The following is a 26,043-nucleotide window of genomic DNA, read 5'->3' on the forward strand; positions in this document are numbered from 1 at the left end:
CCCCGGACCGGCCCCCGACCTTCCCGCGGCTTCACCCTCCTTCCTGTCTGGAGTCCCTGTGAGTGAGAACGTCGTTCCCCTGCACAAGACCCCGCCCCCGCCCACCACACCGCCCCCGACCCTGGCGCCCGTCCCGGCCGCGCCCGCGCTCCCGTTGTGGGTGCGCTCCGGGCGCAAGGTCCGCCAGGTCGTCACGCACGAGCACACGCGCACCGCCGGCCGACTCGCGGTGCGGCACTCGATGTACGTGTTCGGAGGGACCCGCATCGTGTCCAAGCGCGTGTGGGAGTCCCGCACCACCTCCCGCTACGAGCGGATGCAGCGCACCGCCGAAGCGGCCGGGAACCTGGACCTGGCATCGGAGTGGGAGGAACGCGCCCAGCGCTTCCGCGAGGCCCGCCACCGCCGCCGCATGGACCTGCTCACCGCCCCCGTCGACGCGGCCAAAGGCGTCCTGATCACCACCGGCATGAGCATCGGCGCGCTGGTCGCGCTCGGCGTCGTCCTGGCCATCGCCAACAAGGACGTCGGCGACGTCCTCACACCGCTGATGGCGGTCATCCAGCTCATCCGGTGGCTGGTCGTCATCGTGACCGTGGTCTGGGGCCCGCTCCTCACCGTCGGCCCTCTGCTGGCCCTGCTCGCCCTGTGGGGCGTCGGCCGCCACCAGCAGGCCGCACCGCAGTGGGCCCTCCCCGAGCGGCTGCGCACCGGCGAAGGCGAACCCATCACCCCGTCCATCGTGGTCAAGGCCCTCAAGGATCTCGGGGTGGCGCCGCTGCGGACCGCCATCAAGGAGATGGGCGACGCCGGCGCCTCCATGCTGGGCCCGATCCGGATCGCCGGGTGCGGCGTAGAAGTCGACGTCACCCTGCCGTCGGGGGTGTCGACGGTCGACGTCCAGACCCGGCGCCGCAAGCTCGCCGAGAACCTCAGCAGGCACGAGCACGAGGTGTTCGTGACCATCCCGCAGGCGGCCCGCACGGTCCGCCTGTGGATCGCCGACTCCGGCGCGCTGGACGAGCCGATCGGCCCGTCGCCGCTGATGACAGACGAGACGCTGGGCGCCGACTACACCAAGGGCAAGGCTCCGTGGGGTCAGGACCTGCGCGGCGACGCGGCCACCCTGAGCGTGTTCCAGCGCCACCTGTTGATCACGGGCCTGTCCAACCAGGGCAAGACCGCGTCGCTGCGGTCGCTGGCGCTGTGGCTGGCCCTGGACCGGTCGGTGCAGTTCTGGATCGCCGACCTCAAGGGCGTGGGCGACTGGGGCATGTACGACGGCATCGCCACCGTCCTGATCCAGGGCCCGACCGACCAGCACGTCATGCAGGCAACCGAGATGCTCGAAGAGGGCGTGGCGGAGATGGAACGCCGCATCCAGGCCCCGCCCGGCACGACGTTCGCCCCGCTGATCCTGATCGTGGACGAAGCGCAGGTGGCGTTCATGTGCCCGGCGGTCGGTGACGACAAGCGGCCCTATGGCGGCACCCGGGCCACGTCGCGGTACTTCAATGCCGCCCGCAAGATTCACAACCAGGGCAGGGCCGTGGACGTGCTCCTGTGGCAGGGCACGCAGGACCCGACCGACCAGAACCTGCCCAAGCTGGTGCGCGAGGGTGCCCACACCCGGATCTCCCTCGTCCTGGGCAGCGAGTCGCAGTCCCGCATGGCGCTGGGGGACAAGGCGGTGGATGGCGGTGCCGCCCCGCACCTGCTCCGCCAGGGCCTCGACAAGGGCACCGTGGTCATCGCCTCCGACGGCATCACCATCCCGGCCGGACAGGCGTCCCTCACGGTCCGCACGCACTACATCAGCACCGACGACGCGGCCGTCATCGCCGACCGGGCGCGGGCCCTGCGCTCCGGCGTCACCACCGCTCAGGTCACCGAGCCAGCCGAGCAGCGCGACCCGCTCGCCGACATCGCGACCGTGGTCGGCACGGCGGCCCGCATGCTCACCCAGGACGTCATCAAGGCCCTGGCCGCACTCGACTCCAAGGCGTACGGGAAGTGGACGTTCCTGGACCTGAAGAGGGTCCTGGACGGCACCGGCGCGGAGCCGTACAAGTCCGACGGCCGCATGTCCGTCAGCCGCGACCGGATCACCCGCGCACTGGCCAACCGCAACGGCGGTACGGGTTCCGCTTCCGGTGCTGCCTGACAGGGAGCCGACCCCCGCACGGGCAGGGAGGCAGGGAGAACTCCCTCACCCCCTCCCTGCCCCGCCTCCCTGGCCCTGAACTGCACGAATGATCGTCCAGGGAGTCAGGGAGGCCCGCAGGTCAGCACCCGGAAAACCCCCTCCACACGCCCCCGGCATGGGGGTGTCCCTGCCTCCCTGACCACGTACCGGAAGGGATTCCGCATGTACCCCGAACACGCCCCCGCAGCACGCGTGCTGCCGGTGCACCAGCCCGTTCCACTCCCCCCGCCGGCACCCCTCGCACCCGTCCAGCCCACGCACATCCCGACCGTGGCGAGCGTCGTCCTCCCGGACGGGCGGGTCGTCACCGGCTACGCCATCGAACCCGCCCACCCCGCCCCCGTCGCGCAGGTGCCGCCGCCGGTCTCCCGCACCGCCGTAAACATCGCCCTCGGCGGACTCGGGTTCGCGGCCGTCTGCGGCGGCCTGCTCGCCCTGTCCACGTTCATCGCCGCCCTCGCCGCCCTGGTGCATCAGCTCGTGATCCTGGCGGCCGTCATCTTCGGCGGCTGGATCGCCATCCAGGTCTTCGGCCCCCAGCGAGGTAACGGCGGCAACGTCTTCCACATCCGCAAGGCCACGTTCCGGCGCACCCACTTCCACGGCTGACACCCAGCGAGGAGACCTCCCATGGCCCACACCCCGAGCAGGCCCAACAAGCGCTACCCCGGGGCCGCGTCCACCACCCCCGGCGGCATCGCCTACATGGGATCGCGCCCCAACACCGCGCCGCGCGGCAGCGAGTACCCCGACACCACCCGCCGCCCCCAGCGGCCCACCGCGTCCTGACCTCGAAGGAGCACCCCCGTGCGACTGCGCCTTGAACACTCCACATGGCCCCGGCCGGGCCTGTACCTGACCGACACCCCCGACCCCAAGTGCCCGGACTGCGCGGGAGAGGGCGGCTTCGAGCAGGAATACGGCGACGAAAACGGCGAGTACGCGGGCACCCACACGTGGCCCTGCACCTGCTGGAACCCCGCCGACCGGCGTCTCGTGCTCCCGCTGTTCCGCCGCCGCGTCCGCACCAGTCGCGACCCGTGGTCTGACGAACCCCCGTTCTAGCAAAGCCAAGGGCGGCCCCCGTCTCGGCAAAGTCCGGGGCCGCCCTGGTTCCACCCGCCCATGAACTGAACAGTGGAGGTCTCCCAGCATGACCTACCCCACCGACATCCGGCGAGTGCCCGCACCCAACTCCGAAGCGCCGCCCCTGTCGACCGCGCTCGCTCTCGCGGCCGGCGGGTTTCCCGTCCTTCCCCTCAGTCGCGGGAAGGTCCCGTGCGGGAACTGCCCGACCTGCGTGCGCAACGCGTGCGGCGGGCGGCCGAACATGAAGACCCCGGGCCCCTGCACCTGCCCGGCCCCCTGCCACGCCTGGGCCGCCGCCACCACCGACGCGGACGTCATCGCCTCCCCGGCCTGGAAGCGGGCATGGGCCCGCGCGGTCGGCGTCGCCTACCACCCCGGCGGCGCCGGCCTCACCGTCGTCGACCTGGACGACGCGGCGGCCGTCGACTGGGCCCGCCGCACCCTGCCCCCGACTCGGACCGTGCCGACCACGCGCGGGGAGCACTGGATCTACCGGGGCACCATGCCCTCCGCGAACAGGGTGCGGCCCGGCGTCGACATCAAGTCGACCATGGCCTACGCCCGCTGGCGTAGCCCCGGCTCCGGCGTCCTCGCGCCGCTGCCGGACATGGTCCGGGCCCTGGTGGTGAAGACACCCGCACACCGGCCCGCCCCGGCGGTCGTCGGCGGCGCCGTGGGGCACCAGGGCGGGCCGTGCCCGCACCGCACACCCGCCTACCTGGAACGGGGCCTGACCATGGCCGAGCAGCGCATCACCGCCGCGTCCGCCCACGTGCACGCCACGGTGTACGCCACGTTCCTGGCGGTGCTGTCCCACCACGGCCGGTGCGGCTGCCTCACCGACACCCACGTCACCCGCCTCTTCACCGCCGCCCAGGCCAAGGGCGAGTCGGAGCGGCACTGCACCGAAGCGTGGGCCAACGCCCGCACAGCCCTGGGGATGTGAGCGCCGTGACGGACGACGACAAGGCCCCGGGCCGACAGGTCATCACCGAGTACGCGCAGACCCACTTCCGGTACTTCCGCACTATCGACGGCACCGTCTACGCCCAGCGCACCGGCCACCCCGTGGCCCGCCCCATCCGCTCCCAGGGCACGTCCGGGAGCCACCGGCAGGAACTCATGGTCGGCCTCTTCCGTGACGGGGTCGGCGTCTTCAACGGAACTGCCCTCAAGGAGGCGTTGGACTTGATCGAAGCACTCGCCCTCAGCCAGCCCGTGCAGCCCACGCACATCCGCGTCGCCCCCGGGTTCGACGGGGCTACGTGGCTGGACCTGGGCCGCGACGACGGCCAGTCCGTACGCATCCACCCCACCGGCTGGGACGTCCGCGTACCCGCCCCCGAAGAGGTCTGCTGGCGCCGCACCCAGCTCACCGGCGAACTCCCCATCCCGGAGAAGGGCACCAACGGCAAGGGCCTGGACCTGCTCCTGCGGCTGTGCAACTTCGCCGACGCCAAGACCGAGTGCCTCGCCCTCGCGTGGCTGATCGGCTGCCTCGGGCCGTCCGTGCCCGTGCCCGCCCCGTTCCTCACCGGCCCCCAGGGCGCGGGCAAGTCGACCGGCGGGCGGATGCTCGTACGGATCATCGAGGGCATGACCGGCGACCTGCGGCGCGCACCCAAGGACGAAGAGAACATGATCACCGCCGTGGCCGCCGGGTGGATCACCGCCCTCGACAACCTCTCGCACCTGCCCCCGGACCTGTCCGACCTCATGTGCTGCATCATCACCGGCGCCGAATCGATCAAGCGCGCCCTGTTCACCGACGGGGACGTCGTCCGCTCCCGCTACCGGCGCCCGATGCTCCTGACCGGGATCGACGTCGGCGTGATCCGCCCCGACCTCGCCGAGCGGCTCCTGACCCTGCGACTGGAGAGGCCCCGAGTGCGCCGTACGGAAGCGGAGTTGTGGGCGGAGTACGCCGAGATCCTGCCCACCGTCCTCGGGTCGCTGCTGGACCTGACGGTGAAGGTGCGGGCGGTGCAGGCCGAGACGCCGACTGACCTGCGCATGGCCGACTTCGCGCACCTGTGCGCGCAGCTCGATGCGGCCACCGGGTTCGAGACGCTGGCCGCCTACCGGGCCAGCCTGGACGACCTCAACGACGACGTGATCGAGGGCGACTTGTTGGCGCAGACGGTCCTCAAGCGCGCGGAGGAGCTGGCCCCGGGTGAGGACGTGCGGATGACGTCGGCGGAGTGGCTGCACGCCCTGAGCACCCTCTACAGCGGCGAGGACTGCCGTCCCCTGCCCAAGGGCTGGCCGACCACGGGCAAGGTCCTCTCGGACCGGCTGCGGCGCATCCAGCCCACGTTGGCCGCGCGGGGCGTCCTGGTCGACTGGGGTCGCACCAGCGCCGCCCGGTACATCGAGATCACCCGGCAGGCGCCGCCGCCGGGGCCAGAGCAGCAGACCGCGTTCTGACCCGCCCCGCTCAGGCGGACAAGCAAGAGGAGCACGCCGCGCCCGGGGTGCTCCTCTTGCTGTTCCGGCGGCGCAGCCGCCCTGCACGAGTCGCGCCGCGCAGCGGCTCGTTCTTCACGCCCTGAGGGGCCACGCACCACCACAGAAACCACCCCTTCTTTGTCCTAAGAGGGGAAGGTCTGCGTCACCGCGTCACCACAGGCCCGACAGACGGCCACTGACCTGCGGCAACAGGGGGTGACGCAGACGCCGAATCTCGCGTCATTCCGCGTCACCTGTGTCACCCCATGACGGGAGCCCGTGTCACCGATGACACAGGGCCCGCATCCCCGCGTCACCGAAACCCGCAGGTCAACAGGCTGATTGACGCAGGTGACGCGATGACGCAGAAATCCCCGCTTCGGACAGCACACCCCCTGACAGCACCCGAAGGAGTCGCACCGTGGCCACGCCCGCCGAGTCCGCCGATCAGCTCCTCTACAAGCCCGAGGAGGCCGCCACGGTCCTCCGCATCGGACGCTCGATGGTCTACGAGCAGATCCGCCTGGGCCGCCTCCGGTCGATCACCATCGGCCGCCGCAGGCTGGTCCCGCCGGAATACGTCGCCGACTACATCGCCCTCCTCAAGCGCGAGTCCCAGGCTGCCGCCTGACTGCGCTTTCCCTCCTCCCCTCCCACCGACCCGACGGGCCGCGCCGACCGGCGCGGCCCGTCCCCTTGGAGCACACCGCATGACTGAGACCCCCAAGCGTGCCCGTCGTGCCGGGCACGGCGAGGACACCATCTATTGGGACGCCAAGAAGAAGACGTACGTCGGTGCGGTGTCCATGGGCCACGCCGCGAACGGCAAGCGCCGCCGCCCGAAGGTCTACGGCAAGACCAAGACCGAAGTACGCCAGAAGATCCGCGACTTGAAGAAGGAGATGGAAGCCGGGGTCAAGGCCCCCGTCCACTACACCGTCACCGAAGCCGTCAACGACTGGCTTGAGCGCGGCCTGAAGGGTCGGGACGAGAAGGGCACCATCGGGAAGAACCGCACGATGGCGACCAAGCACCTGATCCCCTTCATCGGAAAGGCCAAGCTCAAGGACCTCAGCGCGGACGACGTCGACGACTGGTTGGACGAGCGGGCGGAGCACCTGGCGACCCGCAGCCTGCGGGACCTCCTCGCCATCCTGCGTCGCTCCATCGCCCACGCTCAGCGCCGCGACAAGGCCGCCCGCAACGTCGCGCTCCTTGTGACGGCACCGGAAGGACGTCCCGGCCGGCCGAGCAAGGCCATGAACGTGGAACAGGCACGAGCCGTCCTCACCGCCGCCCGCCCGTCGCGGCTGTACGCCTACTTCGTGCTGTCCTTCTTGGGCGGCGTAAGGACGGAGGAGGCGCGCCCGCTCACCTGGGACCACGTCTTCCTGAAGACCAAGGACGGCGTTCCACCCCACGTCGCCGTGTGGCGCTCGGTGCGCAAGCACGGCGACACCAAGACGCGACGGAGCCGCCGGACCATCGCCCTGCCGAAGATGGTGGTGGACGTCCTCGAAGAGCACATGCAGCGACAACAGAAGGAGCGGAAGGCTCAGAAGAAGGAGTGGGACCCGGAGGGCAGGGTCTTCACGACGCGGAGCGGTGAGCCACTGGACGCGGCCAACGTCCGGCGGGACTTCCGCGCGATCATCGCCAAGGCGGCCAAGGCATCGGGCGTCGACCTGAAGCCGCAGGAATGGACGACCAGGGAGACGCGGCAGAGCTTCGTGTCCCTGCTCTCCGACCACGGGGTCCCGCTGGAGACCATCGCGACGCTGGTCGGCCACACCAGTCAGGCGACCACGGAGGCGGTCTACCGGAAGCAGCTCCGGCCGGTGATCACGAGGGGGGCGGAGGCCATGGACGTGATCTTCGGCGACTCGGGGGAGGGGGCCAACGAGAGCGGCGCGGGCGCGGCCTCTGCCGAAGCCTGACTGAATCCCTTTGGCCCCCCGTTTGGCCCCCTAGAGCACGACAGAGGCCCAATCGCGATCAAGCGATTGGGCCTCTGACCAGCTGTCGGGGTGGCGGGATTTGAACCCACGACCTCTTCGTCCCGAACGAAGCGCGCTGCCAAGCTGCGCTACACCCCGATGTCACTGCTTCCGGCTTCTGCCTGTCGCGGCGACGTCGTTTACTTTAGCCCACCGGCGCCCGGAGACGAAATCCGGTTCTCGCGTGGTCGTACCCAGGGGCGGAAGCGGTCGGCCAGGACGATCAGGAGGGCCAGGGCGTAGAAGGCCAGGCCGAGGACGACCGCGTTGCCCAGGACGCCCGCGTAGCCGTGCGCGTCGACGTCCAGGAAGGGGTACGGGTAGCGGGCCGGGGTGCCCGGGTCCAGGAGGGCGCCCCGGGCGAGCGCGAAGGCGAAGTACGCCAGGGGGTACGCCAGCCACGTCACCGCGTGCCTCGGGCGCAGGCCGCCCGGGCGGGTCAGCAGGAGCCAGTTCAGGGCCGCGCCGAGCGGGGTCACCGTGTGCAGCAGTTGGTTGGACACCTCGCGCGCGCCCGAGATCGCCACCGCCGGGTCGTCCGTCATCGAGAAGCCGCTCGACGCGTTCGCCAGGAGCAGGTGGTAGACCAGGCCGGTGATCGCGATGAAGAGCGTGGTGCCCGCGGTGACGGGCGCGGGCAGCGGCCTGCGGCCCGTCCACGCGCGCCGGGCGTCCAGTGCGAACACCACCGCCACGATGATGTTGCTCTGGATGGTGAAGTAGCTCAGGACCCTGCCGGGGGCCCCGCTGACCACCAGGTCGATCGTGATGCCCGTGACCGCCGCCAGGGCGATCAGCGCGCGGAACACCGCCGCGTACGGGCGGCGTGCCGGCGGCACCACCGCCTCCGCCGGCACTTCTGGCATTCCGGGAGAACCCGTCGAAAGTGGCGCAGACATGGTGCCACCGTACGACCCGGGTCCGACAACCGCCCGGGCAGCCCCCGCCCCCGCCCCCCGGCCCTTGCCGCCTAGCGGCCCTGCCCCGCCGTCAGCGTCAGCAGCGTCGCCTCCGGCGGGCACGCGAAGCGCACCGGGGTGTAGCGGTTCGTGCCGCAGCCCGCCGAGACGTGCAGGAACGAGCGGTGGCCCCCCGCCTCGTGCGTCGACAGGCCCTTCACCCGGTCCGTGTCCAGGTCGCAGTTGGTGACCAGTGCCCCGTAGAAGGGGATGCACACCTGCCCGCCGTGCGTGTGGCCCGCCAGGACCAGGGGGTAGCCGTCCGCGGTGAACGCGTCCAGCGAGCGCAGGTACGGGGCGTGCACCACGCCGATCGAGAAGTCCGCGCCCGCCTCCGGGCCGCCGGCCACCCTCTCGTACCGGTCCCGCTTGATGTGCGGGTCGTCCAGGCCCGTGAAGGCCAGCTCCACGCCGTCCAGCTTCAGGCCGCCGCGGGTGTTCGTCAGGTTCACCCAGCCCGCGTCGTCGAAGGCGTCCCGCATGCCCTCCCACGGGTTGTGCACCGCGCCGACCACCGGCGCGTTGCCGTTCAGGCCGTGCCGGCCCTGGGTCTTCTCCAGCAGGTAGCGGGCCGGGTTCTTCGGCCTGGGGCCGTAGTAGTCGTTCGAGCCGAAGACGTACACCCCCGGGAACTCCATCAGCGGCCCCAGCGCGTCCAGCAGCTCAGGCACCGCCTCCGTGTCGGAGAGGTTGTCGCCGGTGTTCACCACGAAGTCCGGGCGCAGCCCGGCCAGCGACTGCAGCCAGGCCCGCTTCTTGTTCTGCCCGCTCACCAGGTGGATGTCGGACACCTGGAGCACCCGCAGGTCCCGCATCCCCGGGGGCAGCACCGGCACGGTCACCCGTCGGAGCCGGAACGAGCGGGCCTCGAAACCGGCCGCGTAGGCCACTCCCGCGGCGCCCACCGCGGCGCCGACTGCCAGTGTCTTCAAGGGGATTCCGTACCGTGCGCGCATCCCTCCATCGTCGCAGAACGTGCCGAGCGGCAGAAATGCGCGGGCACGCACCGCGGCGCACCTGCGACACTTGGGCGCATGACCACGCTCAAGGCCAAGCTCAAGGAAGACCTCAACGTCGCGATCAAGGGGCGTGACGAGCTCCGCTCCTCCACCCTGCGCATGACCCTCGCCGCGATCACGAAGGAGGAGGTCGCGGGCAAGGAGAAGCGCGAGCTCTCCGACGACGATGTGCAGAAGGTGATCGCGAAGGAGGCGAAGAAGCGCCGCGAGGCCGCGGACGCCTTCGCCCAGGGCGGTCGTCCCGAGCAGGCCGAGCGCGAGGTGGCGGAGGGCGAGCTGCTCGACGCCTACCTGCCGCAGCAGCTGGCCGACGCCGAGCTGGAGGCCGTCGTGGCCGCCGCGGTCGAGGAGGCGAAGGCCGCCGGTGCCGAGGGGCCGCGCGCCATGGGTGCCGTCATGAAGATCGTGAACCCGAAGGTGGCCGGGCGCGCCGAGGGCGGCCGGGTCGCCGCCGCGGTGAAGAAGCTGCTCGCGGGCTGAGCCTTACGGCACGGACGGATGCGCGGACGGACGTCGGATCCGTACGACAGGTCCGTACGACACAGCTGTACGTGACGTAAGGGGCGCCCCTCGGTCGAGGGGCGCCCCTTACTCGTACCTACTCGGGAGACCTACCGCCCCTGCGGCCAGCCGCCCGTCCCGCCCTTGTTGCCCTGGCCGCGGTCGCCGCCGCCGATCGTCAGGCCCGGGATCACGATCCCTCCGGCGCCGCGCGCCGCGCCCGGGTCGCCGCCGCCGGGCTTCTCGTCGTCGCCCGGACGGTTGCGGTCGCGGCCGTTGTCCTTGGGGCTCTCGGGGATCGGGATGTCGACGAAGCGCGGCGCGCCCTTGCCGTCCAGGGCGCCGGTCATGGCGTCCTTCCAGATCGGGCCGGGGACCTCACCACCGAAGACCTTGGGGTGGTACTGGCCGCCGATGGTGATGTCCTCCATCTTCACCGTCTGCGTCGGGCTGCCGACCCACACGGCGCCGGACAGGTTCGGGGTGTAGCCCACGAACCAGGCGTTGCGGCGGCCGTCGGTGGTACCGGTCTTGCCCGCGTTGTCGCGCGAGGAGAGGCCGGCCTCCTTGCCCGTACCGGAGTCGACCACGCCGCGCAGCAGGTTGTTGACCGTGTCGGCGGTGCGCTCGGTCATGGCCTTGGAGCAGCTGGTCCTGGGGACCTGGAGGTCCTTGCCGTCGGCGGTCTTGATGGACTCGATCGCCGTCGGGGTGCAGTAGGTGCCGCGGTTGGCGAAGGCCGCGTAGGCCGTGGCCATGGTGAGCGGGGAGATGCCCTGCGCGCCCAGGGTGAGGGCGGCGGGGGAGGCGTCGAGCTTCTTGTCGTTGCCCATGACGACGCCGAGGTTGTCGGTCATCTGCTGGACGGGGCAGAGGCCGATCTCCTGCACCATCTGGACGAAGTAGGTGTTGACCGACTTCTTCATGGCGTCGTTGAGGGAGTACGGGCCGACCTCGGACTCGTTCTCGTTCTCCAGCCGGTCGTTGGAGGTGTTCTTCCAGGTGCCGGAGCAGGTGGGCAGCTGGCTGGGGTACGGCATCTCGTAGGGCGCCGGGTAGGTCTGCGTCGGCGGCCGGCCCTGCTCCATGGCGGCGGCGGCCACGAACGGCTTGAAGGTCGAGCCGACCGGGAAGCCGAAGTTGGAGCCGCCCATGCCCTTGTTGACCGAGTAGTTGATCTGGGTCTCGTCCTGCCCGAAGCCGTACGACTTGGACTGGGCCATCGCCAGGATCTTGCCGCTGCCGGGCTCGACCATGGTGATCGCGGAGGCCACCTGGTCGCCCTTGTAGATGTGGTCCTTCATGGAGTCCCGCGCGGACTTCTGGGACTGCGGGTCGAGCGTGGTCCTGATGGTCAGGCCGCCCTGGTTCCAGAGCTTGGCGCGCTCCTCGCGGTTCTTGCCGAAGACCGCGTCGTTGAGGAAGACCTCGCGGACGTAGTCGCAGAAGAAGCCGGCGCCGTTGACGGCGGTGATGCAGCCGTTCTTGGGCTTGCTGACCTTCAGCTGGATCTCGGTGGCCTTGGCGCGGTCGGCCTCGGCCTGGGAGATGTCCTTCACGTCGGCCATGCGCTGGAGCACGATGTTGCGGCGCTTCTTGGCCTCGGCCGCGTCGTTCACCGGGTCGTAGCGGGTGGGGGACTGCACGATGCCCGCGAGCATCGCCGCCTCCTCCAGCTTCAGGTCCTTGGCGGGCTTGGAGAAGTAGCGCTTCGAGGCGGCCTCGACGCCGTACGCCTGCTGGCCGAAGAAGGTGATGTTCAGGTAGTTCTCGAGGATCTTCTTCTTGCCCAGCTCCTCCTCGACCTGGATCGCGTACTTGAGCTCGCGGACCTTGCGGCCGAGGGTCTGCTGGGTGGCCTCGGCGACCTTGGCGGGGTCGTCGCCCGCCTCCTCGACGAAGACGTTCTTCACGTACTGCTGGGTCAGGGTCGACGCGCCCTGCGCGGTCCCGCCCGCCTGCACGTTGCGGTTGAGCGCGCGCAGGATGCCCTTGAGGTCGACCGCGCCGTGCTCGTAGAAGCGCGAGTCCTCGATCGCGACGATCGCCTTCTGCATGTACGGGGAGATGCCCGTCAGCGGCACGACCGTCCGGTCGCGCGAGTACACGGTGGCGATGGCGCCGCCGTTCGCGTCGAGGATGCTCGTGCGCTGGCTGAGCGGCGGCGTCTTCAGGTTGGCCGGGATCTCGTCGAACCCCTCGACCGTCCCCCTGGCCGCCAGACCGAGTGCCCCGGCCGCCGGCAGTGCGATGCCCGCGAGCACGGCTCCGGAGAGCACACTGACACCGAGGAACTTGGCGGCCTGCTGGGTTCCGGTCAGGCCTCCGCCCGAGCGCTTCTTTGCCATGTGGGAAGCCTAATCCCTCGTTGAGTGCGCCCCCCGGAAGTGGATCAGCCTCGGGGCGTTCGGGTGCAGGATCGTGACATCCGGCCGAATGGTCGTCGGCAGGCCCGCCCGCGCGGCGTGACCCGTCGGCATCGTGAGGTGCCTACGTTCTTATTCGGCGGACACGCGTACAGGTCGTGGCCTAAGCTTTCAACAACTGTCACAGCAGTGCGGTTTCGTTTCAAGTACCCGGCACGGCATCCCGCGTCCCCGAATCGCGCGGATTTCGCGTTTCTCCCTGTCCGATTCCGCCTCGTGCGTCACCCCGCGCCCGTTGTGACCCGGCTGAACTGCCCGGGTTTGCCGGGATGATCACGCATGTCTCCGGGTCACTCCCCTGGGTGATCTGCCGCGTACGCATAGTCCGTTCGGGCCATTCAAGATTGGGCCCGAAGGGGGTGTTGCGCTGTGCCCACCTTCCGTAACGTCCTCAACTGGCAGCGGTGAATATGCCGCCTGCCGCCGTGGGGGAGCCTCGATTCGGGAGAGGACGGCGCCGGCATGGGCTGGGTAACCGACTGGAGTGCGCAGGCAGCCTGCCGCACTACCGATCCGGATGAACTGTTCGTACAGGGAGCGGCGCAGAACAGGGCCAAGGCGGTGTGCACCGGATGTCCGGTGCGGACCGAGTGCCTGGCCGACGCGCTGGACAATCGCGTCGAGTTCGGCGTCTGGGGTGGCATGACCGAGCGCGAGCGCCGGGCACTGCTGCGCAGGAGGCCCACGGTGACCTCGTGGCGTCGCCTGCTGGAGACGGCGCGTACGGAGTACGAGCGCAGCGCGGGCATACTGCCCGTCGCGATCGACGACGACGAGACGTACGAGACGTTCGCGGCCGTCGGGTAGGGCGCCGGGAGCGCGGAGACCGCCGAGGGCGGATCAGCGGGTGCGTGCCCGCGCGGGGAGTCCCGGTCATCCCGGGGGCCCCGCGCCCGCGCATGTGCCCCCAGGAGGCGTGCCGAGGGGCGCGTCCAGCACGTCAGGCCGTGGCCGCACCGGCCGCGAGTCGTTCGCCGATGGTGCGCAGCCCGGCGAGGTCGTGCACATCACCGGCGAGCGCGGCCACTTCGGCCACCGCGACCTCCGGGTGGAGCGCGGTGAAGCGGTCACGCGTGCGCTGTTCGCGTGCGATCACCTGCATGCGCTCGGCGTGCAGGCGCAGCAGTCCTGCGGCGACGTCCTCCACCGGGGGCGGGTCGGAGGGGACGGCCGTTTCGGCGCCGGACGGTGCGGGAGTCTCGGGAGAGGTCGCCTCGGCGCCACGAACACCAGTCTTCCCGGGGTCCTGATCCACAATGCCGGGCTCTTCAAGATTTTCCGCGGGGTCCGCGAGGTCCTGGCCCCGCCCCTCGTCCAGCCGCTCCGCCGCCGCCAGCGCCCGCTCGGCCGACAGCCGGGACGCGCCGCTGTGGTGCACCCGGTTGAGGACGAGCCCGGCCAGGGGCATCTCCTCGGCGGCCAGCCGCTCCACGAAGTAGGCGGCCTCCCGCAGCGCGTCCCGCTCCGGCGCGGCGACCACCAGGAAGGCCGTGCCGGGTGCCTGGAGCAGCCGGTAGGTGGCGTCGGCGCGGGTGCGGAACCCGCCGAACATGGTGTCCATCGCGGAGACGAAGGTCTGTACGTCGCGCAGCAGCTGACCGCCCAGCAGCTTGCCCAGGGTCCCCGTCATCATCGACATGCCGACGTTGAGGAACTTCATCCCGGCCCGGCCGCCCACCTTCGCCGGGGCCATCAGCAGCTTGATGAACTTCCCGTCCAGGAACGACCCCAGCCGCTTGGGCGCGTCCAGGAAGTCCAGCGCCGAGCGCGAGGGCGGCGTGTCGACCACGATCAGGTCCCACGCGTCACGGGCCCGCAGCTGCCCCAGCTTCTCCATCGCCATGTACTCCTGCGTGCCCGCGAAGCCGGCCGACAGGGACTGGTAGAAGGGGTTGCCCAGGATCGCGGCGGCCCGCTCGGGGTCCGCGTGCGCCTCGACGATCTCGTCGAAGGTGCGCTTCATGTCGAGCATCATGGCGTGCAGTTCGCCCGGGCCCTCGATGTCCTTCACCCGGCGCGGGGTGTTGTCCAGCGAGTCGATGCCCATGGACTGGGCCAGCCTGCGGGCCGGGTCGATGGTCAGCACGACCACCTTGCGGCCGCGCTCCGCCGCCCGTACGCCCAGGGCCGCGGCCGTCGTCGTCTTGCCCACGCCGCCCGCGCCGCAGCACACCACGATCCGGGTGGCCGGGTCGTCGAGCAGCGGGTCGACGTGCAGCGCGGGTGCCGCTTCGAGAGTCACTGGCCCACCCCGAGTGTCCGCAGTTGCCTCGCGAGCCGGTACAGCCCGGCGAGGTCGGCCCCTTCGCCCAGGAAGGGCAGCTCGTACGTGCGCAGCCCCAGGTCCGCCAGGACCCGCCGCTGCTCCCGCTCCAGCTCCACGCGGCGCGCGTGCTCGCCCGCCTGCTCCAGGAGCGGGGCCACCAGCGTGCCGGGGGAGGACAGCCCGGCCGTGCAGAGGGCCGCCTCCACGCCCGCCCGCAGACCGCCCCCCGCGGCCCGCAGCGCGGCCTCGTCGACCAGCTGCGGGCGGACCATGTTGACCAGGACCTCGCCCAGCGGCAGCCCGGCCTCGCGCAGTTCGGCGACGCCGTCGGCGGTCTCCTGCACCGGCATCTCCTCCAGGAGGGTCACCAGGTGCACGGCGGTCTCGGGGGACTTCAGGACCCGCATCACGGCCTGGGCCTGGTTGTGTATCGGGCCTATCCGGGCCAGCCCGGCCACCTCGTCGTTGACGTTGAGGAAGCGGGTGATGCGGCCGGTGGGGGGCGCGTCCATGACGACGTGGTCGTACGCGTACTTGCCCCGCTTGTCCCTGCGGCGCACCGCCTCGCAGGCCTTGCCGGTCAGGAGGACGTCCCGCACGCCGGGCGCGATGGTGGTGGCGAAGTCGATGGCGCCGAGCTTCTTGAGGGCACGGCCCGCCGAGCCGAGCTTGTAGAACATCTGGAGGTAGTCCAGGAGGGCCCGCTCGGCGTCGATGGCCAGCGCGTACACCTCCCCGCCCCCGGACGCGACGGCGATCTTGCGCTCCTCGTAGGGGAGCGCCTCCGTCTCGAAGAGCTGTGCGATGCCCTGCCGGCCCTCGACCTCGACCAGGAGGGTGCGCTTGCCCTCGGTGGCGAGGGCGAGCGCGAGGGCGGCGGCGACCGTGGTCTTACCGGTACCGCCCTTGCCGCTGACGACCTGGAGCCTGCTCACGCCTTCGAGCCTAACCACTGGGGCGGGGTCGCTAACCAGTCGGGCCGCCCGTGGCGGGAGGAGGACCCCGGGTGCGGCTACAGTCGGCTCCATGACCAAGTGGGAATACGCGACCGTGCCCCTTCTCGTGCACGCGACCAAGCAGATTCTGGACACCTGGGGCGAGGACGGCTGGGAGCTCGTCCAGGTCGTCCCCGGTCCGAACCCCGAGCAGCTCGTGGCCTACCTGAAGCGGGCCAGGGCATGAGCGGCGCCGTCGAGGCCCGCCTCGCCGAGCTCGGCCTGACGCTGCCCGCGGTCGCGGCGCCGCTCGCCTCGTACCAGCCCGCCGTGCGCAGCGGCGTGTACGTGTACACGGCCGGCCAGCTGCCGATGGTCGAGGGCAAGCTCCCGGTCACCGGCAAGGTGGGCGCGGAGGTGACCCCCGAGGAGGCCAAGGAGCTGGCGCGCACCTGCGCGCTGAACGCGCTGGCCGCCGTGAAGTCGGTCGCCGGCGACCTGGACCGCATCGCGCGCGTCGTGAAGGTCGTGGGCTTCATCGCCTCGGCCCAGGACTTCACCGGCCAGCCCGCGGTGCTCAACGGCGCCAGCGAGCTGCTCGGCGAGGTGCTCGGCGACAAGGGCGTGCACGCGCGCAGCGCGGTGGGCGTGGCGGTGCTGCCGCTGGACGCCCCGGTCGAGGTCGAGATCCAGGTGGAGCTCGTCGCGGACTGACGTCCCCTCACGCACGTACGGCTCCGGGCCCGTCCTGATCAGGACGGGCCCGGAGCCGTCCTGGTACCCGGGGCCCCTCGGCGGCCCCTCGAACATCCGGGTGGATGTGCGTAGCATCCGGCCATGTCCAATGGTCAGTGGTACCCACCGGAATGGCCCGACCGCATCCGCGCGCTCGCCAGTGGCGAGCTGACGGCCGTGACGCCCAAGCGGGCCGCGACCGTGATCCTGCTGCGGGACACCGGGGCGGGCCCGGCCGTGCACATGCTGCGCCGCCACGCCTCGATGGCCTTCGCGGGGGGCGCGTACGCCTATCCCGGCGGCGGCGTGGACCCGCGGGACGAGACGCCGGTGCGCTGGGCCGGGCCCCCGCTGGAGCGCTGGGCGGGCCGGCTGGGCGTGGACGCGGCCTCGGCGCAGGCCGTGGTGTGCGCGGCGGTGCGCGAGACGTTCGAGGAGGCCGGGGTGCTGCTGGCCGGGGCCACCGGGGACACGGTGGTGGACGACACGACCGGGGACGACTGGGAGGCGGACCGGCGGGCGCTGGTGGCCCGCGAGCTGTCCTTCGCGCAGTTCCTCGACCGGCGGGGCCTGGTGCTGCGCTCGGACCTGCTGGGCGCCTGGGCGCGCTGGATCACCCCGGAGTTCGAGCCGCGCCGCTACGACACCTGGTTCTTCGTGGCCGCGCTGCCCGCCGGGCAGCGCACCCGGGACGTGTCGGGCGAGGCGGACCGCACGGTGTGGATCCGTCCCGAGGACGCCGCCGCGGGCTACGACCGGGGCGAGCTGCTGATGATGCCGCCGACCATCTCCACGCTGCGGGACGTGCAGCCGTACGGGACGGTGGCCGAGGCCCTCGCCGCGGCGGAGGACCGCGAGCTGGCCCCCGTACTGGCGCGGGCCCGCCTGGAGGGCGACGAGCTGGTGCTGAGCTGGCCGGGGCACGAGGAGTTCACCCGGCACCTGCCGGCCAAGGGGGGCCTGCTGTGACCGACGCCGCGATGCTGCCGGGACAGCCGAGGGGCGGGGTGCTCTCGGGCCGGGCCACCGACCGCGCGGTCAACGTGCTGGCGCCCAACCCCTCGGCGATGACCCTGGACGGCACGAACACCTGGCTGCTGTCCGAGCCGGACTCCGACCTGGCCGTCGTCGTCGACCCGGGCCCGCTGGACGAGGGCCACCTGAAGGCGGTGGTGGCCGCGGCCGAGGAGCGGGGCAAGCGGGTCGCGCTGACCCTGCTGACCCACGGCCACCCGGACCACGCGGAGGGCGCGTCCCGCTTCGCGGAGCTGACGGGCACCCGGGTGCGGGCCCTGGACCCGGAGTTGAGGCTGGGCGACGAGGGGCTCGCGGCGGGCGAGACGGTACGGGTGGGGGGCCTGGAGCTCGTTGTGGTGCCGACGCCCGGGCACACGGCCGACTCGCTGAGCTTCCACCTGCCGGCCGACCGCGCGGTCCTCACCGGCGACACGGTGCTCGGCCGGGGCACCACGGTGGTGGCGCACCCCGACGGGCGGCTGGGCGACTACCTGGACTCGCTGCGGCGGCTGCGCTCGCTGACGGTGGACGACGGGGTGCGTACGGTCCTGCCGGGGCACGGCCCGGTCCTTGAGGACGCGCAGGGGGCCGTCGAGTACTACCTGGCGCACCGGGCGAACCGGCTGGCGCAGGTGGAGACGGCGGTGGAGAACGGCCTGGAGACGGCCTCGGAGGTGGTGGCGCACGTCTACCGCGACGTGGACCGCTCGCTGTGGCCCGCCGCGGAGCTCTCGGTGCGCGCGCAGCTGGAGTACCTGAGGGACCACGGGCTGATCTGACGGCCTGTACGGGGCCGACGCGACGCCACGCGTACGCGTGCGCACGCGTGGAGGCCGTACGGCGGCCGTGTGGTGTCCGTACGCGCGCACGCTGGAGGCCGTGTGGTGTCCGTACGCGTGAGGGCCGCCCCGGAGTGGATCCGGGGCGGCCCTCACGTCCGTACGGAAGGTCCCGCGGGTCAGCGCGAGCGCTTCGCCAGGCGCTCCACGTCGAGCAGGATCACCGCGCGCGCCTCCAGCCGCAGCCAGCCGCGCTGGGCGAAGTCGGCGAGGGCCTTGTTGACCGTCTCGCGGGAGGCGCCGACGAGCTGGGCCAGCTCCTCCTGGGTGAGGTCGTGCACCACGTGGATGCCCTCCTCGGACTGCACGCCGAAGCGGCGCGACAGGTCCAGGAGCGCGCGGGCGACACGGCCGGGCACGTCGGAGAAGACCAGGTCGGACATCTGGTCGTTGGTCTTGCGCAGGCGCCGGGCGACGGCGCGCAGCAGGGCGGTGGCCACCTCGGGGCGGGCGTTCAGCCAGGGCTGGAGGTCGCCGTGGCCCAGGCCGAGCAGCTTCACCTCGGTCAGCGCGGTCGCGGTGGCGGTGCGCGGGCCCGGGTCGAACAGGGACAGCTCGCCGATCAGCTCGCCGGGGCCGAGCACGGCCAGCATGTTCTCGCGGCCGTCGGGGGAGGTGCGGTGCAGCTTCACCTTGCCCTCGGTGACCACGTACAGCCGGTCACCCGGGTCGCCCTCGTGGAAGAGAGCGTCGCCGCGGGCGAGCGTGACTTCACTCATCGAGGCGCGCAGCTCCGCGGCCTGCTCGTCATCGAGCGCCGCGAAGAGCGGGGCGCGCCGCAGAACGTCGTCCACGAAATCTCTCCTATGTCGACCTGCTCAGGGACCTTCGTCCCATGATGCCGGACGGTAAAACAGTGCGATCAATCACAACAAGTTTGACGCACCTGTCGACCGCCCCCTACGGCAGGGGCCCGATTGGGTCGTGATCGGCCGTGCCCGGGGCGGATGTCGGTGGCGGCCCTTAGGCTGGCCGGGTGTCCAACTCGCCGGTGAGAGCGCAGGCCAAGGGGGCTGGGAGAGTGTCGCCCGAACGTAATTCCGCTGTGGGCGAACAGGGTGTGCCCGCCCCGAAAAAAGCGACAAAAAGGACAACAGTCAGGAAGGTGACGGCCGAACCGGCCCCGGCGAAGAAGGCCCCCGCCAAGGCGCCTGCCAAGGCCCCCACCAAGGCCCCCGCGAAGAAGGCGACCGCCAAGAAGGCCGCCCCTGCCAAGAAGGCCGCCGCGAAGAAGGCCACGCCCAAGAAGGCAGCCCCCAAGGCCGCGCCCGCGAAGAAGGCCGTGCCCGCCAAGGCCGCCCCGGTCGCCGTGAAGCCCGCGCGCGCCGCGAAGCCCGAGTCGCACGTCGCCATGGTCCGCCGCGCCCGCCGCATCAACCGCGAGCTGGCCGAGGTCTATCCGTACGCCCATCCGGAGCTGGACTTCCGCAACCCGTACGAACTGCTGGTCGCCACGGTCCTGTCCGCGCAGACCACCGACCTGAGGGTCAACCAGACCACCCCCGCCCTCTTCGCCGCCTACCCGACGCCCGAGGACCTGGCCGCCGCCGTCCCCGAGGAGGTCGAGGAGCTGATCCGGCCGACCGGCTTCTTCCGGGCCAAGACCAGGTCGATCATGGGCCTGGCCGTCGCCCTGCGCGACGACTTCGGCGGCGAGGTCCCCGGCCGCCTCCAGGACCTGGTGAAGCTCCCCGGCGTCGGCCGCAAGACGGCCAACGTGGTGCTGGGCAACGTCTTCGGGGTGCCCGGCATCACCGTCGACACCCACTTCGGCCGCCTGGTGCGCCGCTTCAAGTGGACCGAGCAGGAGGACCCGGAGAAGGTCGAGGCGGAGATCTGCGCGATCTTCCCCAAGAGCGAGTGGACGATGCTCTCCCACCGCGTCGTCTTCCACGGCCGCCGGATCTGCCACGCCCGCAAGCCCGCCTGCGGCGCCTGTCCGATCGCCCCGCTCTGCCCGTCGTACGGGGAGGGGGAGACCGACCCGGAGAAGGCGCGGAAGCTGCTGAAGTACGAGAAGGGCGGGTACCCGGGACAGCGGCTCAGCCCGCCCCCGGACTACCCGGGCGAGCCCGCCCGGCCGCTGGGCGTCACCGAGTGAGGCCGGGTGGAACGAACCGGGGGCCCCGCCGCGTTGTGATCGTCGGGGGTGCCCATGACGCGCGCTAGGCAGGACACGTACGACGGCGGTTCGGCCGCCGGAGCAGGCGGCGAGCCCGTCGTGGACGAGCGGGGGCTGCCCGAGTGGCTCGCGCCGGTCGCCCGCGCGGCCCGCACCGTGCAGCCGCACCAGCTCAGCCGGTTCCTGCCGCCCGAGAGCGGCGGGCGCCAGTCGGCCGTCCTGGTGCTCTTCGGCGAGGGCCCGCGCGGACCGGAGCTGCTGCTCCAGGAGCGCGCCGGGAGCCTGCGCTCGCACGCGGGCCAGCCGTCCTTCCCCGGCGGCGCCCTCGACCCCGAGGACGGCGACCCGGCCACCACCGGCCCGCTGCGCGCCGCGCTGCGCGAGGCGCAGGAGGAGACCGGCCTGGACCCGGCGGGCGTCCAGCTCTTCGGCGTGCTGCCCCGGCTCTACATCCCGGTGAGCCACTTCGTGGTCACGCCGGTGCTCGGCTGGTGGCGCACCCCCAGCCCGATCCGGGCGGTCGACGCGGGCGAGACCGCCCGGGTGTTCACGGTTCCCGTGGCGGATCTCACGGATCCCGCCAACCGCGCCACCACCGTGCACCCCAGCGGCCACCAGGGGCCCGCGTTCCTCGTCGACAACGCTCTGGTCTGGGGTTTCACCGCCGGGGTGATCGACCGGCTGCTGCACTTCTCCGGCTGGGAGCGGCCCTGGGACCGTTCCAAGCAGGTCCCGCTCGACTGGCGCTCATGACAGGCTGACTGCTGTGAACGTGCTGGACATCCTGTTGCTGGTCGCCGCCGTGTGGTTCGCGATCGTCGGGTACCGCCAGGGCTTCGTCGTCGGCATCCTGTCGGTGATCGGATTCCTCGGCGGCGGCCTCGTGGCGGTCTACCTGCTCCCCGTGGTCTGGGGACGGCTGAGCGACGACAGACCGCTGTCGACGACCGCCGCGGTCGTCGCGGTCGTCATCGTGATCGTCTGCGCCTCCGTGGGCCAGGCGTTCACCACCCACCTGGGCAACAAGCTGCGCCGGTACATCACCTGGTCGCCCGCCCGCGCCCTGGACGCCACCGGCGGCGCCCTGGTCAACGTGGTGGCGATGCTGCTGGTCGCCTGGCTGCTCGGCTCCGCCCTGGCCGGCACCTCGCTGCCCACCCTGGGCAAGGAGGTGCGCAGTTCCAAGGTGCTGCTCGGGGTCTCCCGGGTGGTGCCGGAGCAGACGTCGACCTGGTTCAACGACTTCTCCTCGGTCCTCGCGCGCAACGGGTTCCCGCAGGTCTTCAACCCGTTCGCCAACGAGCCGATCACCGAGGTCCGCGCCCCCGACCCGGCGCTGGTCAACAGCCCGGTGGCCGCCCGCGCCCAGCAGTCGATCGTCAAGGTCGTCGGCACGGCCCGCAGTTGCGGCAAGGTCCTGGAGGGCACCGGGTTCGTCTTCTCCGGCCGCCGGGTGATGACCAACGCCCACGTCGTCGGCGGCGTCGACGAACCGACCGTCCAGATCGGCGGGCGGGGGCGGCTGTACGACGCGAAGGTCGTCCTCTACGACTGGGAGCGCGACATCGCCGTCCTGGACGTCCCCGACCTCCAGGCGCCCGCGCTGAAGTTCGCCGAGGCGGACGCGCGCAGCGGTGACAGCGCGATCGTCGCGGGCTTCCCGGAGAACGGCTCGTACGACGTCCGCTCCGCGCGCGTGCGCGGCCGGATCAACGCCAAGGGCCCCGACATCTACATGCGGGGACAGGTGCGCCGCGACGTCTACTCGCTGTACGCGACGGTCCGTCAGGGCAACTCCGGCGGCCCGCTCCTCACGCCCGACGGCAAGGTGTACGGCGTGATCTTCGCCCGCTCCCTCGACGACGCGAACACGGGGTACGCGCTCACGGCGGACGAGATCCGCGAGGACATCGACCGCGGCCGCACCGCCAACCAGGAGGTCGACAGCCAGGGCTGCGCCCTGTAGCGCGCCCGGGGCGGTGGAGTGAGGTCCCCGGGGCCGTCGGCCCCGGGGGTGCGGAGTGGAAAGGTATCCCCGGCCCGTCAGCTCCGGGGATGGCGCAGGCGCGCCGAGACCCAGCGGGCCCGGCGGCGCAGGATGCGGGGAATCCCGAGACGGGGGTCGAGCCCCTCGCTCCGCGGGGCACCCCTCTCGTGGGAAACCGGCACCGTGGCCGTTCGGCGGTTGCGTGCTGCGTCACCGTAGTCGTGCGTCCAGCCCATACCCCGACGTGTGCCCGGGCCCCAAGGTCGGTAACCGCGCGGGAGGCGGCCAATTGGCCTATGCGGGAGGCAATTGGCTGTTCGTAGGACAAGCGTTCTGTGGGGCGAGGGTGCCCGCCAGGGGCCCCCTCCACACCTCACGGCACGTCAGACGCCCCCAGGGGGCCGCCTACCGGTCGGGCTCGGGGTCCTTGAGCCAGTTGATGAGCTCCGTGGAGAACGCCGCCGGGTCCTCTTCATGGGGGAAGTGCCCGAGCCCGTCGAAGAGGCGCCAGCGGTACGGCGCTTCCACGTACTGCCCCGACCCCGCCGCGCTCCTGGTCCGCATCACCGGGTCCAGCGAGCCGTGCAGGTGCAGCGTGGGCACCCGCACCGGGCGCTTCATGCGCCGGTTGAACTGCAGCCCGTCCGGCCGCGCCAGCGAGCGCACCATCCAGCGGTACGGCTCGATCGAGCAGTGCGCCGTCGACGGGATGCACATCGCCCGCCGGTACGCGTCCACCGCCTCGTCCTCGGGCTGCCGCGGCCCCGACCACTCCCGGATCAGACGCCCCACCAGTTCCCCGTCGTCCGCGACGAGCTGACGCTCCGGCAGCCACGGCCGCTGGAAGCCCCACACGTACGACCCCGCGCGCGACTGCGCGTAGTCCGAGAGCATCGACGAGCGCCAGCGGCGCGGGTGCGGCATCGAGGACACCGCCAGCCGGCGCACCAGCTTGGGCCGCATCACGGCCGCCGTCCACGCCAGGTACCCGCCCAGGTCGTGCCCGACGAGCGCGGCGTCCGGCTCGCCCAGCGACCGTACGACCCCGGTGATGTCCAGCGCGAGGTTCGCCGGGTCGTAGCCGCGCGGGGTGCGGTCGCTGCCGCCCACCCCGCGCAGGTCCATCGCCACCGCGCGGAACCCCGCGTCGGCGAGCGCGGGCAGCTGGTGCCGCCAGGCCCACCAGAACTGCGGGAAGCCGTGCAGCAGCAGCACCAGCGGCCCCTCGCCCATCTCGGCGATGTGGAACCGGGCGCCGTTGGCCGCCACGTCCCGGTGCGTCCAGGGACCCTCCAGGCGTACGGGGCTGCCGGCGCCGCTTCCGTTGCCGCTCTCGGGGGACCGTTCGGTGGACGTCATGCAGTCGAGCGTGCCACAGCCGACGGACCGTCAGTGACCGCGCGCGGGTGCGGCTTGACGTTGCCCAGCACGGCGGCCGTCTGCTTGGCCGAGGCGATGGACTTCTCCGGCGGCTTGACCTTCTTGAACTTGGCCACCGCGATCAGCACGAGGACCGCCGCGATCAGCAGGAACGCACCACCGACGATCAGGAACGACCACGCCAGGCCGAGGCCCAGGTTGTGGATGCCGTACGCCGCCGCGAAGCTCAGGGTCGGGAGCGCGAAGAGTGCGAGCGCGCCCGCGACGGCGAACGCGGCACCGCCGATCGCGCCGCGCTTGGCGTCCTGTCGCAGTTCGGCCTTGGCCAGGGCGATCTCGTCGTGCACCAGCGCGGACATCTCGGCGGTCGCCGAGGCGACCAGCTGGCCGAGGCTGCGCTCCGCACCTTCCACGCCGTTGCCGGGGTCGCTCATCGCTGCTCCCTCTTCTCTTCTACGGTCCGACCTCAGATCATGCCGGACGGTCGCCCTCGTCGCGCGACGCCCCCGCCAGTTCCGCCAGGCGGCGGTGCTCGGCGGCCTTCTTCTCGTGGATCGCCGCCATCCGCAGGTGGTACTCCGGGTTGTCCTGCTCGTAGACGTCCGGGATCCCGTCCTCGTCCTCGTCGCGCTCCTCGTCGGCGTACAGCTTGGCGTACTTGCGCACCCGCAGCTTCAGCAGGACCGTCGCGCAGACCGCCGCGATCAGCGACCCGATCAGCACGGCCGCCTTGACCTCGTCGGCCAGCACCTCGTCCCCGGCGAAGGCCAGCTCGCCGATCAGCAGCGACACGGTGAAGCCGATGCCGGCCAGCGAGGCCACCGCGAACACGTCCGGCCAGGCCAGTTCGTCGTTCAGCTCCGCCCTGGTGAAGCGCGCGGCCAGCCACGTACCGCCGAAGATGCCCAGTGCCTTGCCGACCACCAGGCCGAGCACCACGCCCAGCGTCTCCGGCTGGGTGAAGACGTCCGCGATCGCCCCGCCGGACACCGAGACGCCCGCCGACACCAGCGCGAACAGCGGCACGGCGATGCCCGCCGAGACCGGCCTGATCAGGTGCTCGATGTGCTCGCCGGGGGAGTGCTCCTCGCCGTCGCGACGGGTGCAGCGCAGCATCAGGCCCATGGCGACGCCCGCGATGGTGGCGTGGACGCCGCTGTTGTACATCAGCCCCCAGATGACCAGCGCCAGCGGTACGTAGACGTACCAGCCGCGCACGCCCTTCCTGAGCAGCAGCCAGAAGACGACGAGCCCGGCGAATGCGCCGCCCAGGGCGGCGAAGTTCAGGTCGCTGGTGAAGAACACCGCGATGATCAGGATCGCGAAGAGGTCGTCGACGACGGCCAGCGTCAGCAGGAACGCCCGCAGCGCCGACGGCAGCGAGGTGCCGATCACGGCCAGTACGGCGAGGGCGAAGGCGATGTCCGTGGCGGTCGGCACCGCCCAGCCGTCCATCGAGCCGTCGCCGACGGCGTTGACCACCGCGTACACCAGCGCGGGCGCCGCCATGCCGCAGATCGCGGCGATCACCGGCAGCGCGGCGGCCTTGGGGTCGCGCAGCTCGCCGGCGACCAGTTCGCGCTTGAGCTCGATGCCGGCGACGAAGAAGAAGATCGCGAGCAGCCCGTCGGCGGCCCAGTGCTGGAGGGACAGGTCGAGCCCGAGCGAGGCCGGGCCGATGTGGAAGCCGCGCACGGACTCGTAGCTCTCGCCGGCCGGGGTGTTCGCCCAGACGAGGGCGGCGACGGCGGCGAGGAGCAGCAGCACGCCGCCGACGGTCTCGGTGCGCAGGGCTTCGGCGAGGTAGTTCCGCTCGGGCAGCGAGAGCCGTCCGAGGAACTTGCGGGGCGCGGCCACGGTGGAAAACCTCCGGTCGGTAGGCAGGGCAAAGCACATGCCGACCAGACTTCCCGGCGCACCTGGGTCCTTCTTGTCGCGTCCTTGACGCTTTCCTCACTGTACCCAAGGGCCCACGGGGGCGATCCGGCGATCTTCACTTTAGGTCGTTATACGGTTTTCCGCCTTCATTGTGGGCATACGTTCCGCCAGGGCGCGTGGGGTCTCCCCTGCTCGCCCGCACCACGCGGCCCCGGCGCCCACGCCGAAGGGGCGGCGCC

General features: G+C 71.8%; 27 protein-coding genes and 1 tRNA gene. 17 read left to right on the top strand and 11 right to left on the bottom strand.

The window, feature by feature from the left end:
• Positions 1 to 58: 58 nt before the first annotated feature.
• The 8 genes from ABT160_RS10480 (at position 59) to ABT160_RS10515 (ending at position 7,680) form a co-directional block, all read left to right on the top strand.
• A complete protein-coding gene (locus ABT160_RS10480) occupies positions 59 to 2,164 on the top strand; it encodes an FtsK/SpoIIIE domain-containing protein (RefSeq protein WP_351646083.1) in 2,106 nt (701 codons plus the stop codon).
• Between the two features lie 204 nt (positions 2,165 to 2,368).
• Positions 2,369 to 2,815 (top strand): hypothetical protein, encoded by a 447-nt coding sequence (locus tag ABT160_RS10485; protein ID WP_351646084.1) that lies wholly within the window; start codon positions 2,369 to 2,371, stop codon positions 2,813 to 2,815.
• 21 nt (positions 2,816 to 2,836) lie between these two features.
• The gene (locus ABT160_RS10490) at positions 2,837 to 2,995 is read left to right on the top strand and encodes a hypothetical protein (RefSeq protein WP_351646085.1); all 159 of its coding nucleotides are present in this window, start codon (positions 2,837 to 2,839) and stop codon (positions 2,993 to 2,995) included.
• Between the two features lie 18 nt (positions 2,996 to 3,013).
• A complete protein-coding gene (locus ABT160_RS10495) occupies positions 3,014 to 3,271 on the top strand; it encodes a hypothetical protein (RefSeq protein ID WP_351646086.1) in 258 nt (85 codons plus the stop codon).
• An 88-nt stretch (positions 3,272 to 3,359) separates the two neighbouring features.
• On the top strand, positions 3,360 to 4,241 hold the full coding sequence (locus ABT160_RS10500; RefSeq protein ID WP_351646088.1) for a bifunctional DNA primase/polymerase: 882 nt from the start codon (positions 3,360 to 3,362) through the stop codon (positions 4,239 to 4,241).
• 5 nt (positions 4,242 to 4,246) lie between these two features.
• Complete coding sequence (locus ABT160_RS10505) at positions 4,247 to 5,722, top strand: AICE element replication initiation protein (protein ID WP_351646089.1); 1,476 nt, start codon at positions 4,247 to 4,249, stop codon at positions 5,720 to 5,722.
• A gap of 442 nt (positions 5,723 to 6,164) precedes the next feature.
• Complete coding sequence (locus tag ABT160_RS10510) at positions 6,165 to 6,374, top strand: helix-turn-helix domain-containing protein (protein ID WP_351646091.1); 210 nt, start codon at positions 6,165 to 6,167, stop codon at positions 6,372 to 6,374.
• Positions 6,375 to 6,453: 79 nt separating this feature from the next.
• Positions 6,454 to 7,680, top strand: coding sequence for a site-specific integrase (locus ABT160_RS10515; RefSeq protein ID WP_351646092.1), 1,227 nt, complete (start codon positions 6,454 to 6,456; stop codon positions 7,678 to 7,680).
• Between the two features lie 85 nt (positions 7,681 to 7,765).
• Here the strand turns inward: ABT160_RS10515 and ABT160_RS10520 are convergent.
• The 3 genes from ABT160_RS10520 to ABT160_RS10530 all read right to left on the bottom strand — a co-directional run bounded on the left by ABT160_RS10520 (position 7,766) and on the right by ABT160_RS10530 (position 9,655).
• A tRNA-Pro gene (locus ABT160_RS10520) sits at positions 7,766 to 7,839 on the bottom strand.
• A gap of 41 nt (positions 7,840 to 7,880) precedes the next feature.
• Positions 7,881 to 8,606 (bottom strand): Pr6Pr family membrane protein, encoded by a 726-nt coding sequence (locus ABT160_RS10525; protein ID WP_351646094.1) that lies wholly within the window; start codon positions 8,604 to 8,606, stop codon positions 7,881 to 7,883.
• A 104-nt stretch (positions 8,607 to 8,710) separates the two neighbouring features.
• Positions 8,711 to 9,655, bottom strand: a complete 945-nt coding sequence (locus ABT160_RS10530) for a metallophosphoesterase (RefSeq protein WP_351646096.1) — start codon at positions 9,653 to 9,655, stop codon at positions 8,711 to 8,713.
• A 78-nt stretch (positions 9,656 to 9,733) separates the two neighbouring features.
• Between ABT160_RS10530 and ABT160_RS10535 the strand changes: the two genes are divergently transcribed.
• Positions 9,734 to 10,198 carry a GatB/YqeY domain-containing protein gene (locus tag ABT160_RS10535; RefSeq protein ID WP_351646098.1) on the top strand — a complete coding sequence of 155 codons (465 nt, stop codon included), beginning with the start codon at positions 9,734 to 9,736 and terminating at the stop codon, positions 10,196 to 10,198.
• Between the two features lie 131 nt (positions 10,199 to 10,329).
• Here the strand turns inward: ABT160_RS10535 and ABT160_RS10540 are convergent, their stop codons facing one another.
• Positions 10,330 to 12,567, bottom strand: coding sequence for a transglycosylase domain-containing protein (locus tag ABT160_RS10540; protein ID WP_351646100.1), 2,238 nt, complete (start codon positions 12,565 to 12,567; stop codon positions 10,330 to 10,332).
• Positions 12,568 to 13,107: 540 nt separating this feature from the next.
• Between ABT160_RS10540 and ABT160_RS10545 the strand changes: the two genes are divergently transcribed.
• Positions 13,108 to 13,452 (top strand): WhiB family transcriptional regulator, encoded by a 345-nt coding sequence (locus ABT160_RS10545; protein WP_351646102.1) that lies wholly within the window; start codon positions 13,108 to 13,110, stop codon positions 13,450 to 13,452.
• Positions 13,453 to 13,585: 133 nt separating this feature from the next.
• On the opposite strand, the gene bagB is transcribed toward ABT160_RS10545, so the two are convergent.
• Both bagB and bagA read right to left on the bottom strand, forming a co-directional pair.
• Positions 13,586 to 14,887: an ATPase BagB gene (gene bagB / locus ABT160_RS10550; protein WP_351646104.1), complete on the bottom strand. Its 1,302-nt coding sequence runs from the start codon at positions 14,885 to 14,887 to the stop codon at positions 13,586 to 13,588.
• Positions 14,884 to 15,846, bottom strand: coding sequence for an ATPase BagA (gene bagA / locus ABT160_RS10555; protein ID WP_351646106.1), 963 nt, complete (start codon positions 15,844 to 15,846; stop codon positions 14,884 to 14,886). Before bagA ends, bagB begins: the two co-directional genes overlap by 4 nt.
• A gap of 91 nt (positions 15,847 to 15,937) precedes the next feature.
• Between bagA and sp36 the strand changes: the two genes are divergently transcribed.
• The 4 genes from sp36 to ABT160_RS10575 all read left to right on the top strand — a co-directional run bounded on the left by sp36 (position 15,938) and on the right by ABT160_RS10575 (position 18,377).
• Positions 15,938 to 16,093 carry a Sp36 family protein gene (gene sp36 / locus ABT160_RS10560; RefSeq protein WP_351646108.1) on the top strand — a complete coding sequence of 52 codons (156 nt, stop codon included), beginning with the start codon at positions 15,938 to 15,940 and terminating at the stop codon, positions 16,091 to 16,093.
• The gene (locus tag ABT160_RS10565; protein WP_351646110.1) at positions 16,090 to 16,560 is read left to right on the top strand and encodes a RidA family protein; all 471 of its coding nucleotides are present in this window, start codon (positions 16,090 to 16,092) and stop codon (positions 16,558 to 16,560) included. Before sp36 ends, ABT160_RS10565 begins: the two co-directional genes overlap by 4 nt.
• 123 nt (positions 16,561 to 16,683) lie before the next feature.
• The gene (locus tag ABT160_RS10570; protein WP_351646111.1) at positions 16,684 to 17,550 is read left to right on the top strand and encodes an NUDIX hydrolase; all 867 of its coding nucleotides are present in this window, start codon (positions 16,684 to 16,686) and stop codon (positions 17,548 to 17,550) included.
• Positions 17,547 to 18,377, top strand: coding sequence for an MBL fold metallo-hydrolase (locus ABT160_RS10575; RefSeq protein ID WP_351646113.1), 831 nt, complete (start codon positions 17,547 to 17,549; stop codon positions 18,375 to 18,377). The genes ABT160_RS10570 and ABT160_RS10575 overlap by 4 nt, the downstream gene beginning before the upstream one ends.
• 179 nt (positions 18,378 to 18,556) lie before the next feature.
• Here the strand turns inward: ABT160_RS10575 and ABT160_RS10580 are convergent, their stop codons facing one another.
• The gene (locus tag ABT160_RS10580) at positions 18,557 to 19,231 is read right to left on the bottom strand and encodes a Crp/Fnr family transcriptional regulator (protein ID WP_017947815.1); all 675 of its coding nucleotides are present in this window, start codon (positions 19,229 to 19,231) and stop codon (positions 18,557 to 18,559) included.
• A 311-nt stretch (positions 19,232 to 19,542) separates the two neighbouring features.
• Here ABT160_RS10580 and nth point away from each other — a divergent pair, with 311 nt between their 5' ends.
• The 3 genes from nth to ABT160_RS10595 are packed head-to-tail and all read left to right on the top strand — an operon-like array spanning position 19,543 to position 22,525.
• Positions 19,543 to 20,538, top strand: coding sequence for an endonuclease III (gene nth, locus ABT160_RS10585; RefSeq protein WP_502984197.1), 996 nt, complete (start codon positions 19,543 to 19,545; stop codon positions 20,536 to 20,538).
• 54 nt (positions 20,539 to 20,592) lie between these two features.
• Positions 20,593 to 21,312 (top strand): NUDIX hydrolase, encoded by a 720-nt coding sequence (locus ABT160_RS10590; protein ID WP_351646115.1) that lies wholly within the window; start codon positions 20,593 to 20,595, stop codon positions 21,310 to 21,312.
• A gap of 13 nt (positions 21,313 to 21,325) precedes the next feature.
• Positions 21,326 to 22,525, top strand: a complete 1,200-nt coding sequence (locus ABT160_RS10595; protein WP_351646117.1) for a MarP family serine protease — start codon at positions 21,326 to 21,328, stop codon at positions 22,523 to 22,525.
• Positions 22,526 to 22,602: 77 nt separating this feature from the next.
• Here the strand turns inward: ABT160_RS10595 and ABT160_RS10600 are convergent, their stop codons facing one another.
• The 4 genes from ABT160_RS10600 to nhaA all read right to left on the bottom strand — a co-directional run bounded on the left by ABT160_RS10600 (position 22,603) and on the right by nhaA (position 25,822).
• On the bottom strand, positions 22,603 to 22,782 hold the full coding sequence (locus ABT160_RS10600) for a hypothetical protein (RefSeq protein WP_351646119.1): 180 nt from the start codon (positions 22,780 to 22,782) through the stop codon (positions 22,603 to 22,605).
• Positions 22,783 to 22,951: 169 nt separating this feature from the next.
• Positions 22,952 to 23,905: an alpha/beta fold hydrolase gene (locus ABT160_RS10605; RefSeq protein ID WP_351646121.1), complete on the bottom strand. Its 954-nt coding sequence runs from the start codon at positions 23,903 to 23,905 to the stop codon at positions 22,952 to 22,954.
• The gene (locus ABT160_RS10610) at positions 23,902 to 24,360 is read right to left on the bottom strand and encodes a phage holin family protein (RefSeq protein WP_351646123.1); all 459 of its coding nucleotides are present in this window, start codon (positions 24,358 to 24,360) and stop codon (positions 23,902 to 23,904) included. The genes ABT160_RS10605 and ABT160_RS10610 overlap by 4 nt, the downstream gene beginning before the upstream one ends.
• A gap of 37 nt (positions 24,361 to 24,397) precedes the next feature.
• Positions 24,398 to 25,822 carry a Na+/H+ antiporter NhaA gene (nhaA, locus tag ABT160_RS10615; protein WP_351646125.1) on the bottom strand — a complete coding sequence of 475 codons (1,425 nt, stop codon included), beginning with the start codon at positions 25,820 to 25,822 and terminating at the stop codon, positions 24,398 to 24,400.
• Positions 25,823 to 26,043 lie beyond the last annotated feature (221 nt).

The organism is Streptomyces sp. NPDC001941 (genome assembly GCF_040296945.1).
Classification (GTDB): Bacteria; Actinomycetota; Actinomycetes; order Streptomycetales; family Streptomycetaceae; genus Streptomyces.